This is a genomic window from Bacillus sp. M13(2017) (genome assembly GCF_002218325.1).
Lineage (GTDB): Bacteria > Bacillota > Bacilli > Bacillales > Bacillaceae_G > Bacillus_A > Bacillus_A thuringiensis_K.
This window is the reverse complement of record NZ_KZ268502.1, coordinates 356,923-374,105: the sequence shown is the minus strand read 5'-3', so window position 1 is coordinate 374,105 and position 17,183 is coordinate 356,923. Positions and strand designations below refer to the sequence as shown.

The window sequence follows — 17,183 nt, the reverse complement described above, 5'->3', positions numbered from 1 at the left end:
GATAGTAAAAGGAGAATAACAATGAAAAAATTATTATTAAGCGCACTATTATCATTAGGATTTTTAACTCTTCCATTCGCTAGCACAGAGGCAGCTACAACGAAAGATCAATTAATCGTAGATACTCAGTTAAATAAAATGGATTATTATCAGGATGGAAAATTTATAAAAAGTTTTACTGTCGCTACTGGAAAAGCAGCAACACCTACACCTAAAGGCACTTTTCAAATCGTAAATAAAATTAAAAACCGCCCTTATTATACAGGCAAAATTAAAGGCGGCGATCCACGTAATCCACTTGGTGACCGTTGGCTTGGATTAAATATGGCAGGAACTTACGGAACAACTTATGCGATTCACGGAACTAACAATACTCAAGCAATCGGCAAATGGACAACACTTGGTTGTATTCGTATGTATAACAATGATATACACTGGTTATTTGAGCGCGTTCAGCAGCAAGCTACCGTCACTGTAAAATAGCCTAAAAACAAGATTTATGTGTAGCCAAGAATTTTATGTCTTGGCTTATTTTATTTATTCATTTACAGTAGCAAAACAACTGTATTTACATATATAATAGGAATAGATTTGATTAGCTAATGTCTAAACATTGATAAACGTAGATATTAAAATTATACAGTTATAATATTTTATAAATTTTATAATACATACTATAATAGAACTACTGTAATTCTGAACTATTCAGTAACACTAAACTATTCCCCTTGCTACCTTCATGATTATTTTATAGCGGGGGCTTATTATATGTATAAACAATCTGAGTCACTCGAAAAATGATGAATTCGAATATTGCAGTAAAAAGCGTTATTTAGGAGGTGTTACTATGACGCATATACTGGTGATTGAAGACAACCCAGATATACAAGAACTTATTCGTGAATTTCTAATGGCACAAAACTTTACCGTTGATGTAGTTGGTGCTGGAACAGAAGGTATTCTTCTTTTCCAAAAAAATTCATACGATCTTGTCCTCCTCGATGTAATGTTACCAGATATAGATGGCTATAGTATTTGTAAAATTATGCGAGGACAATCTGATGTACCAATCATTATGTTAACAGGCTTACATAATGAAGAAAGTGAAATTAAAGGATTTGAATTAGGTATTGATGACTATATTACGAAACCGTTCCATTACACTGTATTTATTAAGCGTGTAGAGGCTGTATTAAGAAGAGCAGCAACGAAGGAAGCAGAAGCTGCAACTATACTACAATTCCATGAATTGATGTTAAACTCTACAGCATATGCAGCTTATGTTCATGGTAATCAAATTGAATTGACAACAAAAGAATTTGAAATTATTTATACTTTACTGCAAAATCGAGGAAAAGTATTATCAAGAAGTGATTTGTTGAATAAGGTATGGGGCTATGAACATTATGGTGATGTAAGAGTTATAGATACACATATTAAAAACTTAAGAAAAAAATTAGGAATTCCTTATATTAAAACGGTGAAAGGCATTGGCTACAAAATCGAATCGTAGCAAAGACAACATCACCAAAAATATTTTCATCAAAACCTTATTATTTTGTATTCTTTTATCACTTTGTCTTTATCAAATGATTTACTTTCTAGCTTCAAACTACGATAAAGAACGTTTTGCAAAAGAAAATGGAACGCCGACTACAGAACAGGCCGATTCAGATAAGCAAAACGACGAAAGTAAAACGACGCAAAATAAAGCTGTATCAAAGGGGAGCATTTCTAATTTCCAATCTTCTATTATAGATTATAAATCTCTTTCTACGGCTATCAATCACCTTTTGCAGCCTAGCCAAACTGCAAAGGCAAAAGAACATACACAAAATCTTTCGGGGAAAAATAGCACTTCTAATCTGCCTATAGAAGCAGAAAAGAAAGCTGCTAATAATGATGCCTTACATACACAAAATGCAGCAAGTAAAACAAATGATACAAATGATAATCCAAAGTTAGCAGATGCGTTGCAGCAATTAGCTCCACATATTGGCGCGACAATGCTTGCATTATCACTACTCGGATCTTTAATTTATACAAAACTAATTGCCAAACCTTTTCAATATATGAGCGATGCTTTAAAAGATATTATGAACCTTGATTTCTCAGATAAAAAGCTACTTAACAAAAATACAGATCAAACAGATTTTAATTTGCAAGTAGCCGCTTCACAAGTACCAAATATTGTGAAGAATTTACATGCAAGCAATCAAGATTTAAGAAATGAGCTCAAAAAGGAAAAACAATTAGAGCAATCTCGTAAAGAATTTATGTCTATGGTATCCCATGAATTAAAAACACCAATCGCAGCCGTTATGGGACAGCTAGATGGCATGATTCACGGGATTGGAGCTTATAAAGATAGAGATAAATATTTAAAACGTTCCTATGAAATGATGCAAGACATTAACATATTAACGGAAAAAATGTCGGAATTATCCAAAATACAGAACCCTCAATTTAAACCAGATTTAAAAGTTATCTCATTAACTAACATTATTGAGGACGTTATGAAGAAGGTAGATTATTTCGTATCTGTAAAGCAATTAAATGTTCAATCTAACATTAAACAAGATGTACAGGTTTTAGCTGATCCTACATTTATTCAAACTGCTATTTTTAACATCATTTCAAATGCAATTCATTACACAATTGACCATCAGCATGTATATGTAAAACTTTATGAAAAACCAAACGGTTATGCATTAGAAGTATTAAATACAGGTTCGCAAATTGATGAAGATAAACTTGCTCATTTATTTGAGCCTTTCTATCGCGCAAACCCTGGCAAACATGGTTTAGTACAAGGTAGTGGTCTTGGATTATATATCGTGAAACAAATATTAGATAAACATCAGTTTCCTTATGGGATACAAAACACAGCTCAAGGTGTAAAATGCTCCATTGTATTCCCAAAAGCAATGTAACATTCACTATAATTACATACCCCAAACTCATACTTCATGTGTGAGTGGCGGAATTTTGTAGAGTATCTTACTCTGTTTCGTTCGCCCGTTATCCTTATTTGGATAGCGGGCGTTTTTTATTACTTAAAAGGAGGATTTTTTATGGAGAAGTTTAAATATTCCTTGCTCGTTTTATTTGGTGCTTGCAGCTACGGCATACTTTCAACTATTTTCAAACTCGGATTCCTAAATGGATTTTCAGCACATCAACTATTAGGAGGACAATATGTCTTCGGATGGATTGGACTTCTTCTACTCGTTCTTTTCTTTTCACGTCATAAAGTAACAAAAAAACAATTCTTTTCATTACTAACCGTCGGAACAACAATGAGTATGACGGGGATTTTCTACGCTATTTCTGTAGAAGAACTACCCGCATCTATCGCTGTCGTCCTACTCTTTCAGTTCACTTGGATTGGTGTCATTATCGAAGCCATTGCAAATCGAACATTTCCAAGCCGCGATAAGATCATATCTATCCTTATTTTATTTGCTGGTACATTGTTTGCAGGTGGTGTATTTGAAGGCCTCGGACAAAGTTTTTCTACGAAAGGGATTATATTTGGACTATTAGCTGCCGTCTCTTTTTCATTCTATGTTTTTGCAAGCGGACGCGTTGCTACCGATGTTCCGCCTTATACGAAAAGCTTTCTTATGACAACAAGTGCGACTCTTATTGTATGTCTATTCTTCCCGCCAACCTTTTTAACAGATGGTGCCCTGCAAGCCGGTCTATGGAAATATGCTTTCTTCCTCGGATTATTCGGCGTTGTTGTACCTGTCATTTGTTTTTCAATCGGTGTACCAAAGGTTGGAACAGGACTCGGTACAATATTAGGTGCAGCTGAATTACCAACTGCTATTATCGCTTCTATTACACTTGTACATGAAGTCGTAACATTCATGCAGTGGATTGGAATTATTTTTATATTGATTGGGATTTTCACTCCCCAGCTGCTTACAGCTAGGAAAGCAAGGAAACATAATCGCGTGCATAGCGCTTGAAAAAAATGCAGAATTTATCTGGAGGTATAAATGACTATTTTAAGCATCGTATTTTTTGCTATTATGTGTATCTTCTTCCTAATAAGATATATGAAAGAAAAGAAATTTTACGATTTACTTCTCATTCCCGTTTGTATATATGCAGGAGCAGTGAAAACTCCTTTCGTAGAGTACTTAAACTTTAATACTACATTTAAAATAACGTATGATATTGCAGCTATTATTCTTGTAATCCTTGCTGTACTTTTCTTTTTGAAAGATAAGAAAGAGAATCATACTGCATAACAAAAGACCTTTCATTTACTTGAAAGGTCTTTTTCTATATTTCACGTTACCGCTCCATACAGCTTCTCTATCTCATGTTCAATTTGTTTTACATCGATTCGCTCAAATAATGGCTGCACGCTATCAATTCTACTTGGCAACGTATTTTGAGGTTCCCAATTTCGTTTCACAATCGATAATGTGTTTCTAACCCTTTCACTTGAAAATGGTAAAAACGGTTCAAGGAGATTTGCAAAATTAGCGATAAGATACACACAGTTATAAATCATTTCTTCACACGAAACTGGATCATCTTCTCGTTGTTTCCAAGGCTGCTTTTCATCAAAATATTTATTTGCAAAACGGACTGCATCAAATATTGTCTCTAACGCCACCTTAAATTGAGTTTGCTCAATCGCCTCTCCTACATATTTATATAATCCTTCTACTTTATCTTTCAGCTCTACCTCAATACTTCCCTTCGGCACGATACCACCATAATATTTTTCAATAAACTTTAATGTCCGGTTCACAAAGTTCCCGTATGCACCTAATAATTCACTATTATGACTGTAAATAAATTCCCGCCATGAAAAATCAGTATCGTGATTTTCTGGTGCATTGACGGTTAAAAAGTAACGAATAGAATCTGGATCATAGCGTTCTAATATGTCAGGCACCCATACTGCCCAGTTTTTACTTGTAGATAATTTTCTTTTTTCAACTGTTAAATATTCATTCGAAACGATATGACGCGGGCTTGCTCCTTCCCCTATTCCAAGTAATACCGCTGGCCAAATGACGGAATGAAACGGAATATTATCCTTTCCGTGCACATAATATGTTTTCGCTTCGCTATCCCAAAACTCTTGATCATCTTTCCCTGTTTTTTCAGCCCAATGTTTACTCGCTGAATAATAGCCTGTCACTGCTTCAATCCATACGTAAATTTTCTTATCTTCATACCCTTCTACTGGAATTGGTACCCCAATTGGTAAATCACGTGATACGGCCCTATCTAGTAATCCTTCCTTTACATATCTCTCTGTTAGTTGAATCGCATTGTCGCGCCATGTCCCTGTTTGTTTGGCAATTTCTACAGCCCTTTTAATTTGCTCCTGAAATGTATGCAACGCGAAATAGAAATGCTCTGTTTCCTGTACAGATGGTGTACTACCACATAACTTACATTTCTTTTCTAATAAATCGAGTGGATCTAAAATAGCTGAACACGCATCGCATTGATCTCCTCTTGCTGCTTCATGACAATGCGGACATATTCCTTCTACATAACGATCCGGTAAAAATTGCGTACACGTTTCACAATATGCTTGTTCCACTGTTTTTTTATAAATATAGCCTTCTTCTAATAAACGTAAAAAAACATTTTGAACCGTTTCATGATGATGCTCGCTAGCGGTATGTGTATAGCAATCATAGGTAAAACCTAGGTCATGAAAACATCTCTGGAATTCTTCATGATACTTATTAGCAATTTCTTTCGCTGTCACACCTTCTTGTTTTGCCCTAATTGCAATCGGTGTTCCATTACAATCACTCCCTGAAACATACAACACATTCTCACCTTTTGCCCTATAATAACGCGCTAAAATATCTCCTGGTAATAAACTTGCAATATGGCCAAGGTGTAACGAACCATTTGCATACGGCCAAGCGCCTCCAATAAAAATACTCATCTTATATTCCTCCTTTAAAATATAAAAAGCCCCGCCCTTATCTTAAAAAAGATAAGGGCGGGGCTGTATAAACAGTCGCGGTACCACCTTATTTCGCTAATTACTCACATAATTAGCCTTAACAAGTACGGAGCTCTATGCTCTTATACTGTGGTTTTGATAACGAGTACCAACTCTCGTCGCCGCCTACTATTATCATTTGATAAGTTCAGGACGAAGCTCAAAGGCCATTGTTCAAATGAATATTCTTGCTTCTTCTCAGCTACCGAAGCTCTCTGGAAAGAATGTGTTCATCCTACTTTTCCTTTTCAACGCTTTTACGTATAACAAGTATTGTACGACTTAATCACAGAAAAATCAAACTTTTATCCAGAAAGAAAAGGAAATCCCATCCTCTCACCGAATACCTATACGTTCACAAAAGGAGTGATAACATTGAACCAAAAACAACTAAGCACTATAAATGAAAAAAGCTGGAATGCAGCTGCCTATGAAGCTTGGACGAATCGCCATGGGGCGCCGGAGGGTTATGCGAAAAAAATTATGGAAGATCCCACGCGCGAGGTAGCACATTATTTACCTTACATACAATCTCCAAAAGGAAAATGTATTATTAATTTACTCGGCTCAAAAGGAAATAAAGGTGTTGCTCTCGCCCTTTTAGGAGCTGACGTAACAGTTGTTGATATTTCAGCGAGTAATGCAAAATATGCAAATGAACTTGCTGCCGCCGCAGACGTCTCTATTCATTACATCGTTTCTGATGTACTAGATGTAAATCTCTCCAAATCATTTGATATCGTATTGCTGGAGCTTGGTGTACTTCATTACTTTCTAGATTTAAAACCACTCTTTCAAAAAATTGCTACTTTACTTAAGCGAGATGGAATGCTTATCCTTCGTGACTATCATCCTGTTTACACGAAATTATTAGGAGTCAACCACCCATCATTTCAGGCCAATGGAAATTATTTTGATGAAGAATTAATTGAAGATGATGTTGCTTATAGCATCCTTCTTACAGAACCACAGAAAGAATCGTTACCTAAAACAACCATCCGTCGCTGGACGCTAGGAGAAATCATTACAACACTTGCGGAAGAACGTTTTAAAATTGAAAAACTAGTTGAAGAACATGGGCCCCATCAAAGATGGGTCTTCCCTTCTACTGCACCAGAAGGAATCGAAGAACGTATCCCTGGTCTATATACAATAATTGCGACAGCATGCAAAAAAGGATCCCTTCACGGATAGGATCCTTTTGCATGCTCACGCATATAAGTTGAGGTTGGAGATTACCATAATTCTGTAGAATAGGACACAAGATATTTCAACATTTCGTCTCTGACTTACGTCGTCAAAAAGGGGTATGACCAACATAACGAAGAGTAATGTTTTTAGTTGATATTGATAATCGTTATCAACTAATTAGAAGTATACATGATGTCATTTCAAATTTCAATAGCATTTCTAATATTTATTTATGAATTTTATGATATGCAAATGTATACATTTTAAGAACTTTTTCTAATACCAATCTGACTCCTTCCATTATCTGCTATAATTTTCATTGAACAGATTAATAACTTCATAATAATGTTTTTATTAATTTCGTTTTAAAAATCTATAAATCATAATAAATAGTTTAAATGAGGGTAGGGGTAACGATGAAATATGTTAGTATTCGAAAAAAACTACTGTTCACACTCTTAAGCATTTCTTCTTTATTTAGCATTGCTCTTATTGTTATTCTTTCATTCGCCATGAATCAAGCAAGTGAAATCGAAACGTTAAAAAATGATGTATCAAAAAGAGCGACGATTTTAAAAGAACGTGGCGATTGGTTCCAAGCACAAGTTGCTGGTTTACAAGAATATTTACTATCACATGATCAAAAAGGATTAGATAAGTTCAACCGAGAAGGGAAAAAATTAGCTGATACTAGAGAGAAAGTAACAAGTGACAAGAAGCTCCCAGAAGGAATGAAAGAAGCTATTTTAATGGGGGGAAAATGGCGTAGCGTCATAGATAATGAGGTACTCCCTCTTGCGCGTGAAGGAAAATGGGACGAAGCATCTAAAATTGCTTTAGCACAAACAGATTATGTAAATGATCTTTTAGGTCGTTTTAATAAATATACAAATGAAGAAAATGAGAAACGTGACGCATTAATTGCTGACGTCGAGTCTTCTTCATCACTTATTCAATATATTATTTTCTTCTCACTCATTGCATGTACATTAACGTCTATCTTATTAGCATGGTGGTTCTCTGGTAAACTCGTTAAACCAATTCGACAAATTGATGAGAAGTTAAAAGAATTAGCTTCTCAAGATGGAGATTTAACGGCTAGATTACACGTAACAAGTAAAGATGAAATTGGTGACATTGCAAATTCCTTTAATCAAATGCTCACTAACTTACAGCATATAATAAAACAAGTTCAACAAACATCAACAAGTGTAAAAGAAGCTTCCGAAAATGTATTTATCGAAACAACCGCTTCTATGGAAAATACCGCAAGAACCCAAGAAACTATGAATGCTCTTGAACACAATATTCGTTCACAAGTTTCTAGCATTGAAGAAAGTTCAACCGCGATGGATGACATGGCAACGAGTGTTCAGCGTATCGCTGAGTCCGCCTCTTCTGTTACTAGTTTAGCTGTCACAACGTCAGAAAAAGCAGATGATGGGAATAAAGTCATTGAGAAATCTATTACACAAATGCATACAATTAACGAAGCTGTTAACGCTACATCACAAGTAGTTGAGCGACTCATTACACATACAAATCATATAGATACTGCACTTCAATCTATTTCGAATATCGCCGACCAAACAAATTTACTCGCTTTAAATGCTTCTATTGAAGCAGCTCGTGCTGGTGAACACGGAAAAGGATTCGCTGTTGTTGCCGATGAAGTTCGAAAACTTGCTGAACAATCTCAACTAGCCGCAACTGACATTAACCATTTACTGCATCAAATTCAAGCCGATACAAAAATAGCAAATGACATGATGACACAAGGTCAAGCAGAAGCTTCTGAAGGAATTGCTGTTATTCGTACTGCCGGATCTTCATTCTCAGAAATTGTTAACCACATTAACAAAGTCTCTACGCAAATGCAAGAAATGTCTGCAACTGCTGAAGAGATGGCTGCAAGCTCTGAAGAAATGAACGCAGCTTTAAATAATATCGCTTCTATTTCAAACGAAGTTGCTGCAGAAACATCACAAACCGCACACTCGGCTGGTGATCAAGTAAACAAAATGAGTATCGTGGCTAAAAAATCATCTGAAATGAAAACAATCGTACAAGAACTTGAAGTTCTCGTCTCTCATTTCAAAACAAACGCTTAAAGTGAAAATGACACGAGCTCAAAGGTATAGGAAAGAAAGTTTTACAGTCTCTCTTTTTTCACTTTAAAATATCTCTTTCTATCTCTCATTCCGTCTGCTATAATTCCTAAAGGAAATAAGAAAGCTTTATTCCAACCGGAGTAAAGCTTTCTTTCAATTTTTTACATTTATTAATTCTAATACTAAGATTTCACAAAGGAGGCTTTTAATCATATGAATTTTGTAAGTATCAGAAAAAAACTTATGTTCATGATGGGAACGATTTGTGCTTTATTTGGTATCGCCTTAGCTTTTATTTTATTTTTTGCTATTGATCAATCTCGTAAAGCTGAAACATTACAAAAAGAAATTTCTCCACTGGCAACAGAATTGAAAGAACGTGGAGACGCTTATCAAGTACAGCTCTCTGCTTTAAGAGGTTATTTACTACAACATGATCAAGTCGAATTAGACAAGTTTAATGAGATGAGTAAACGTCTTGAGGATTCAAAAGATAAACTTCTTTCTAATCCAAATCTTTCTTCGTCCGTAAAAAGCACAATGGAATTAGGGTCTACTTGGAGAAAGTTCGTTGAAGAAAAAGTATTCACTCTTGCAAAAGAACAAAAATGGGAAGAAGCTTTACAAGTAGCTTCTTCAGAAAACGGAACTGTCTATAAAGTAATTGGTGACTTCACAAACTACAGTAATGAACAAGCTAAATTACGTGAACAATCTATTGAAAAAATTGATCAATCTGCACTCTTAATCGAATATGTTATTTTCTTATCACTTGTTGTATGTATTATCGTTGCAATTATTCTTGCATGGTGGTTCTCTGGTAAACTGGTGAAACCAATTCAACAAATTGACACGAAACTAAAAGAATTAGCCTCTCAAGAAGGTGACTTAACGGCACGTCTACAGGTAAATAGCAACGATGAAATCGGTGCTATCGCAGCATCATTTAATAAAATGTTAGAAAACCTACAACATATCATTAATCGTGTTCAAAAAACATCTGTGGAAGTACAAACTGCTTCTGAAAATATGCTAGAAAAAACGAATACATCACGTGAGGCAACATTAAGAGTCCAAAGCTCGATGTCCAACTTAAATGCAAGTATTCAATCACAAACTTCTAGTATGGAAGAAAGTTCAACTGCAATGGATGATATGGCAGTAAGTGTTCAGCGTATTGCTGAATCTGCTTCATCTGTAGCGGAACTTGCTGTTGCCACATCTGAACATGCTAGCGATGGAAATACCGTTATCCAAAAATCTGTTTCACAAATGACAACGATACATGAAGCTGTAAATGCTACGTCAGAAGTGGTTGAACGTCTAATCACTCATACGAAATATATTGATACTGCTGTACAATCTATTTCTAATATTGCTGAGCAAACAAACTTACTTGCTTTAAATGCTTCTATTGAGGCAGCTCGTGCTGGCGAGCAAGGAAAAGGATTTGCTGTCGTAGCTGACGAAGTTCGAAAACTTGCTGAACAATCTAAAACAGCTGCAACAGACATTAATCAATTACTACATCAAATTCAAAATGATACAGAAACTGCTAGCTCTATGATGTCTCAAGGCCGTTCTGAAGCATTTGAAGGTATCAATGTTATTCGTGAAGCTGGTACTTCTTTCACAACAATTGTGGAACAAGTAAATAAAGTATCTACTCAAATGCAAGATATATCAGCAACTGCTGAAGAAATGGCTGCAAGTGCTGAAGAAATGAATGCTTCACTTAATAACATCGCTTCTATCTCTACTGAAGTATCCAGCGAAACTGCCGCAACGGCACAATCTGCTGAACAGAAAGTTATTGTTATGAATGAAATGACAGTAACTGCTAGAAAAATGAAACAAACAGTTGAAGAGTTAGATCAGCTCGTATCTCATTTTAAAACAGAATAGATGTTCAAAAAATATCCCTCTTGCGAAGAGGGATATTTTTTTGAGCTCATTTCCTGCACATTATGCTCATTTCCGTTATAATGAGAATCGATATCATTAAAATGTAGGAGGGGCTGCTTATGTCACAAGAAGCATTTGAAAATAAATTATTTGCCAATTTAGAAGCTGTTATTGACCCTGAACTAGGTGTTGATATCGTTAATCTTGGATTAGTGTATGATGTTACAGCAGATGAAAATAATAATGCTGTCATTACGATGACTATGACTTCTATCGGTTGTCCAATGGCTGGGCAAATCGTATCAGACGTTAAAAAAGTATTATCAACGAACGTACCTGAAGTTAATGAAATAGAAGTTAATGTCGTTTGGAATCCGCCCTGGTCGAAAGAACGTATGTCACGTATGGCGAAAATCGCATTAGGTATTCGCGACTAAATAAAGTGAAAATTTCATCATTTGCGGATAGTGGGATAAAGAAAAGACCTGACTAGGATGTCAGGTCTTTTCTCTTATTATTTTACACCTACTGCATCATAAGCTTTCGTTACAGCTTGTACAGCTTTAGAGTTTTTACCATATAAATCTTCAGCTGACTGAAGAGCAGCTTGACGCATCATTTTGAAGTCAGAGTTTGCAGTTAAATATTTCGTAAGAGCACGGTAGTAAATTTTTTCTGTCGCTTCACGGCCCACTCCAGTTACTTTCACGCCGTAATGATCTCCGCCTTCAGATACTAAGTATGCAGCTTTATTGTTAATACTGCTGTTAATATGAACGCCGCCATTATCAGCTGTTCCAGTATAACGTTTACTATAGTGATCTGGGTAACCTTCACTTGGTTTTAATGGGTTTGGAATAGACGCTGGGTCTTTAAGAGAGCGAAGCGCATCACCAGGTTTATCAGGTGTATAAATGTCAGCACCTAAATCCCAGCTCTTCTTCTCAACCATAACACCCATAATATCAGATAACGATTCATTTAACGCCCCTGACTCATTTTTGTAAACAAGGTTTGCTGTATGTTCAGTTACAGCATGCGTTAATTCGTGACCGATAACATCAAGTCCAGCAGATAATGGAATGAATGTTTTTCCATCGCCATCACCATACATCATTTGCACACCATTCCAAGCTGCGTTATTCCAGCTCTCCCCTACGTGAACAGTTGAAATAAGCTTCGCACCTTTATCATCGAAAGAGTTACGATTAAATGTCTTTTTGTAGTAATCATATACTTTTCCTGCATTTACATGCGCATCAACTGCAGCTTTATCTTCGAAGAACTTAGATTTACTTTCAACTTCTTCTCCTGTATATCCAAGAATTTGTGAGAATAAATTAAACCAGTTCTCGTCCATATTTTCTGCATCAAATGTGTGAACACCTTGTCCTCGTTTACCATCAAACAAGTTGAATTGTCCTGTTTTCGTATCTTGAGCAATTTCAAATGATTGTCTAGCACCTAATACTCCGTAACCAAATCCAGTAATGTTATCTACAGCGTTATATTTCTCAATAACATTTCCATTCGTTGCATCAACAAAATAATGCCAATATCCTGGAGCTGGTTTTGAAATCGATGCCTTAACTAAGTATGCAAGGTAGTAATTACCGTCCTTTTCATATACAAATAAATCTTTTTTCACACCGTCATAACTCTTTACTTTACCAATTTCTTTCTCAATATCTGCCTTTGCAATTGTTTCTGCTTGTTCCGCACTAATGCTTGCAGATGCAGGAATATTTTTATCATCTAAATTCGGAATAACTTGTCCGAAGAATGCTTTTACATTGTTCTCTTTATCAAGTGTAACAGTTTGATCAGAACCGTACACAGGGATGTTATTATGTTTCTCAACTAGCTTCACATGTGTCGTATCAGATTCAGCGTCTTTTTCTTCTCCAACGATATTAAAATGCTTTTCAATATTTCCTGCTAATTTAAACATATCTTTCTTACTCTCTAAGTATTGAAAGACCGTCTCTTTTTTATCTAGTCCTTCCGGTGCTTTCCATTCTTCACCTATGTATGCAGGTGTTTTAAATTCTTGATGATATTGAATTTTTTGTTCTTCCGCTTTCGTTGTCGTTGCCCCAAACGCTCCAAATCCCCCGGCGATAACAGTTAACGCTAATGCTGATGAAATGACTTGCTTTTTCACTATAACATTCCCCATTCCCATAAAGATTTTTGACACTTTTATACAATTCTGATTTTTACAGCTCATACCTCTACCGAAAATTTGAGAAACATTTTTCAGACAATTCCAATCAAAAAAAGAGGACATCCGATAGGATGTCCTCTTTTTTTACGCATTTTATTGTTTTTTCAATTCAATTGCTAAATAGTGTGATTGCTCTTTCGCTTGAATGTGAATATCTTCTCCTACAGATTCTGCTGCATCCCGCATAACAAATGTTTCACCATTTATTACACTGCTTCCTTCAATTTGTACAAGGTACAATTGACGGCCTTCTTTCACAGGAAAATGAATTTCTTTTCCAGCCTCTAATGATAAAGAATATAAATTCGCATCTTGGTGAATTTGAATTGGTGCATTTCCTTCTACTGAAGACACCATATGGAACCATTCATTTTCACGCTTGCTCCAATCAAATTTAAACTCACCGTAGTTTGGTTTATGATCTGCACGGTCTGGTAAAATCCAAATTTGTAATAAACGCAGCGTTTCATCGCCTAAATTATGCTCGCTATGAAATACACCCGTACCAGCACTCATATATTGAACATGTCCACGCTCAATCGTTCCGCGATTTCCCATGCTGTCTTCATGTGTTAAAGCACCATCTACAACGTAAGAAATAATCTCCATATCACGATGTGGATGCATATCAAAACCAGTTTGCGCCGCTACTAGATCATCATTAATAACACGTAACGCTCCGAAGTTCATATTATTTGGATTATAGTAATTGGCAAAAGAAAAATGAAAATGTGTATTTAACCAACCATGATTTGCTCTGCCCATATTTTTATGATCAACTTTTCTAAACATATCCTTCACCTCATACTATCTCGAATTCGAGATTTATTCTAAAATTTTTTCTTACTGTAACTTTTTTAGTAGTTTTAATAATTGCTTTTGTTCCTCTATATTTAAATTATGAAACTTCTCTGCTTGGAACGTTTCTTGAGGTGGGACGATTTCCTCATATAAAGCTCTTCCCTTTTCTGTTAAAGAAATATATTTCGTAGTACCCTCTTGTTCACGCAAAATCCACTCAAGCTGCTCCATTTTATTTAAAAGCTGCGTTACATTTCCTTTCGTAACAAATAGCTTATTTCCAAGTTCTTGCTGCGTTAAACGATCATGTCCTCCAACTTGAGCTAACACATCAAACTGGGCGGCAGATACATTCCATTTTTTTAAGTGCTGATTCGTCTCACGAATACTCTTATTATAAAAACGTGACAAACGAAACCATAATAGTAGCCCTAGTCTATCCTCTGTTTTCATTTCATCACCTCGCTCGTTTCATATCATTAGTTTAGAACTAAACTTAATAAAAGTCAAATACTTATTTTTAATAAGTATAAGGAAAGCACAGCGCTATTTCTCCACTATGCTTTACATTAACTTTCTACTCTTATATTCATCCAATTTCCTCTCCGCGAACTTCCTCGCATCTTTTTCAATCCATCGCTCTTCGTACCGTTCACTTCCCACATACAATATATCTCTCTTATGCTGCATCGCATGGCGAAATTCATGCAGTAGCGTTTTGAGAACTTGCTCATACTCTTCCCACATACAAACGAAAATTAATTGTTTTTCTTTATGATAAAAACCACCTACTGGGAATAGAAACTCTTCTTCCTCTTCCCCTAATGATAGAAGCACATCGTTTGCATCACACGTATCACAAAAAATAACGGGCGTTTTACATACTTCAATAAGAGAAAATAAATCCTCTCTTAGCTTTTTGACATCCCAAGGAAGCTCCGAATCCAACACATACCAATTCTCTACCTGTTGATATACATTTTGAAACTGGAGTTCCATTTCTCTTTATTCCCCTTTCCAAGCACCCTTTTTCTATATGTATGCCACAATATGGTAAATATTAAACGTATTCTCTTACCCTAAAAAAATGACAATAAAAAGAACCTATATCAGCATAGGTTCTTCTAAATTTTAAATTTTTGTAGCTTTCGTATCCCACTTAAAGATTTTATTTAAGAATTTATATACATTCTTCGACTCTTTTGTCAGAAGTGGGCCTAAAATGGATAGTATAAGCACGTATAGTGCTGAGAATGGTTTCAGTACTGACATTAAGCCACCGGCGATACCGATATTAGCCATAATGATGGAGAACTCTCCTCTTGAAACGATTGTTAATCCGATATTTGTTGATGCTTTATGAGATAATCCAGCTTGTCTTCCCGCGATCATTCCTGCTACAAAGTTACCGATTATCGTAAGAAGGACAGCGCCTAACGTTAACCATATCGCTCCGCCTAATGAGAACGGATCAATACTTAACCCGAAGCTGAAGAAGAAAATAGCTCCGAAAAAGTCTCTAAATGGAACAACAAGATGTTCAATTCGGTCACTATGCTCTGTCTCAGAGAAAACTAATCCTAGAAGAAGTGCTCCAATTGCTTCTGCAACGTGAATTGTTTCTGAAAAACCAGCAATGAAGAATAAAGAAGCAAATACTACAATAATAAAGATTTCATCTGAGCTAATATTGAGCAATTTATTTAATAACGGCGTAGCCTTTCTAGCTACTATAAAGAATAGAAGCATATATCCTAAAGCAATTCCAATTGAAGTAAGGGCACCTAAGAAGGAAGCGTGATCCCCTAGTACTAAACCAGAAACAACTGATAAATATACAGCAAGGAATATATCTTCAAACATAATAATTCCTAAAATTAATTCGGTTTCATTATTACCAGTTCTTCTTAAGTCCACTAACACTTTAGCAACGATAGCGCTAGAAGAAATCGTAATAATACCCGCTATAATTAAGATTTCTAGTAATGGGAATCCCATTATAAATCCGTATAACAAACCAAGTGAAAAGTTAATTAAAATATAAATCGTTCCGCCAATCGCAATAGAGCGTCCAGATTTAATTAGTTTTTTCATTGAAAATTCTAATCCTAGATAGAATAGAAGGAATAGAACCCCAATTCGTCCAAGGAAGGAAATTACACTTGCACTTTCAATAAATTTGAGATTGATAACACCTATTGTCGGTGCATGCGGTCCTACTAACATTCCAAGAACGATTAGAAAAGGAATTACTGAGAACTTAAATTTTCCAGCAATTACTGCTGCAACTGCCACTAAAACTAAAGCTGTACCAACTTCAAAAATTAACGTATCCATCTAATCAGTCCCCCCTATTTGAAAGTAATTCATTAATGATTTTTTTAATTTCTTCTCTCTCACCTGAAACTACAAGCATATCTCCTTCTTCAATTACTGTTTCTGGTCCTGGATTAAATAGCTTCTTCATGTTCTTCTTCATAACTGCGATTATCGTTACGCTATATGTTTTTCTTATTTCAAGATCGCCAATTGTTTTTCCGATTGCTGGAGCTGTATTCTCTACTTTAAACCACTCAATTGCTAAACCTTCAAAAACCATCTCAACATTTTCTAACGCCCTAGGCTTATATACCATTCCACCTAATATTGCTGCAATTTGTCTTGCCTCTGAGTCACGTAGTGAAATACTTGAGATGCTTTCTTCATGGTCTGAATCAAAATGATACATTTCTCTACGTCCATCATCATGAATAACAATTACCATCTTTTCGTTACCTTTCGTAACGATTTGAAACTTATAACCAATACCCGGAAGTTCACTTTCTCTAATATTCATTTTTAGCTCCTCCATAACTTATTTATTTTAATTTTCTGTTTTTCTGTCTTTTATTCATCCAATCAGCTTTAGAAATTCTAACCACTCAGGATATTTGTGATTTGGAAATCTTTT

General features: G+C 35.5%; 16 protein-coding genes and 1 other annotated feature. Of the genes, 9 read left to right on the top strand and 7 right to left on the bottom strand.

Annotated elements, in window-relative coordinates; translation table 11 throughout:
• The first annotated feature begins 21 nt into the window (after positions 1-21).
• The 5 genes from CGQ22_RS11030 (at position 22) to CGQ22_RS11010 (ending at position 4,262) form a co-directional block, all read left to right on the top strand.
• Positions 22-483 carry a L,D-transpeptidase gene (locus CGQ22_RS11030; protein ID WP_089148700.1) on the top strand — a complete coding sequence of 154 codons (462 nt, stop codon included), beginning with the start codon at positions 22-24 and terminating at the stop codon, positions 481-483.
• Positions 484-847: 364 nt separating this feature from the next.
• On the top strand, positions 848-1,513 hold the full coding sequence (locus CGQ22_RS11025; RefSeq protein ID WP_000148833.1) for a response regulator transcription factor: 666 nt from the start codon (positions 848-850) through the stop codon (positions 1,511-1,513).
• Positions 1,491-2,933 (top strand): sensor histidine kinase, encoded by a 1,443-nt coding sequence (locus tag CGQ22_RS11020; RefSeq protein ID WP_000201969.1) that lies wholly within the window; start codon positions 1,491-1,493, stop codon positions 2,931-2,933. The genes CGQ22_RS11025 and CGQ22_RS11020 overlap by 23 nt, the downstream gene beginning before the upstream one ends.
• Before the next feature lie 141 nt (positions 2,934-3,074).
• Positions 3,075-3,977, top strand: a complete 903-nt coding sequence (locus CGQ22_RS11015; protein ID WP_000410490.1) for an EamA family transporter — start codon at positions 3,075-3,077, stop codon at positions 3,975-3,977.
• Positions 3,978-4,007: 30 nt separating this feature from the next.
• Positions 4,008-4,262, top strand: a complete 255-nt coding sequence (locus CGQ22_RS11010; protein ID WP_000154129.1) for a hypothetical protein — start codon at positions 4,008-4,010, stop codon at positions 4,260-4,262.
• Between the two features lie 41 nt (positions 4,263-4,303).
• Here CGQ22_RS11010 and metG read toward each other — a convergent pair whose 3' ends face one another.
• Complete coding sequence (gene metG, locus CGQ22_RS11005) at positions 4,304-5,938, bottom strand: methionine--tRNA ligase (protein ID WP_089148699.1); 1,635 nt, start codon at positions 5,936-5,938, stop codon at positions 4,304-4,306.
• A 50-nt stretch (positions 5,939-5,988) separates the two neighbouring features.
• Positions 5,989-6,259: a binding site (T-box leader), on the bottom strand.
• 114 nt (positions 6,260-6,373) lie between these two features.
• On the opposite strand from metG, the gene CGQ22_RS11000 reads away from it, so the two are divergent.
• From CGQ22_RS11000 to CGQ22_RS10985, 4 genes are all read left to right on the top strand, one after another.
• Positions 6,374-7,192: a class I SAM-dependent methyltransferase gene (locus CGQ22_RS11000; RefSeq protein ID WP_001072236.1), complete on the top strand. Its 819-nt coding sequence runs from the start codon at positions 6,374-6,376 to the stop codon at positions 7,190-7,192.
• A gap of 413 nt (positions 7,193-7,605) precedes the next feature.
• Entirely contained in the window at positions 7,606-9,300 is a 1,695-nt protein-coding gene (locus CGQ22_RS10995; RefSeq protein ID WP_089148698.1) for a methyl-accepting chemotaxis protein, read from the top strand.
• A 213-nt stretch (positions 9,301-9,513) separates the two neighbouring features.
• Positions 9,514-11,205 (top strand): methyl-accepting chemotaxis protein, encoded by a 1,692-nt coding sequence (locus CGQ22_RS10990; protein WP_001012198.1) that lies wholly within the window; start codon positions 9,514-9,516, stop codon positions 11,203-11,205.
• Between the two features lie 119 nt (positions 11,206-11,324).
• Positions 11,325-11,642 (top strand): metal-sulfur cluster assembly factor, encoded by a 318-nt coding sequence (locus CGQ22_RS10985; RefSeq protein WP_000076418.1) that lies wholly within the window; start codon positions 11,325-11,327, stop codon positions 11,640-11,642.
• Positions 11,643-11,719: 77 nt separating this feature from the next.
• Here the strand turns inward: CGQ22_RS10985 and nprB are convergent, their stop codons facing one another.
• From nprB to CGQ22_RS10955, 6 genes are all read right to left on the bottom strand, one after another.
• Complete coding sequence (nprB, locus tag CGQ22_RS10980; RefSeq protein ID WP_000745128.1) at positions 11,720-13,369, bottom strand: neutral protease NprB; 1,650 nt, start codon at positions 13,367-13,369, stop codon at positions 11,720-11,722.
• 156 nt (positions 13,370-13,525) lie between these two features.
• Positions 13,526-14,224: a pirin family protein gene (locus CGQ22_RS10975; protein WP_000488930.1), complete on the bottom strand. Its 699-nt coding sequence runs from the start codon at positions 14,222-14,224 to the stop codon at positions 13,526-13,528.
• A 51-nt stretch (positions 14,225-14,275) separates the two neighbouring features.
• Positions 14,276-14,686 carry a MarR family winged helix-turn-helix transcriptional regulator gene (locus CGQ22_RS10970; RefSeq protein WP_000845479.1) on the bottom strand — a complete coding sequence of 137 codons (411 nt, stop codon included), beginning with the start codon at positions 14,684-14,686 and terminating at the stop codon, positions 14,276-14,278.
• Between the two features lie 111 nt (positions 14,687-14,797).
• Positions 14,798-15,232, bottom strand: a complete 435-nt coding sequence (locus CGQ22_RS10965; RefSeq protein ID WP_000422801.1) for a DUF3920 family protein — start codon at positions 15,230-15,232, stop codon at positions 14,798-14,800.
• 132 nt (positions 15,233-15,364) lie between these two features.
• The gene (locus CGQ22_RS10960; RefSeq protein WP_089148697.1) at positions 15,365-16,570 is read right to left on the bottom strand and encodes a cation:proton antiporter; all 1,206 of its coding nucleotides are present in this window, start codon (positions 16,568-16,570) and stop codon (positions 15,365-15,367) included.
• A 4-nt stretch (positions 16,571-16,574) separates the two neighbouring features.
• Entirely contained in the window at positions 16,575-17,069 is a 495-nt protein-coding gene (locus CGQ22_RS10955; protein WP_001026075.1) for a cation:proton antiporter regulatory subunit, read from the bottom strand.
• Positions 17,070-17,183 lie beyond the last annotated feature (114 nt).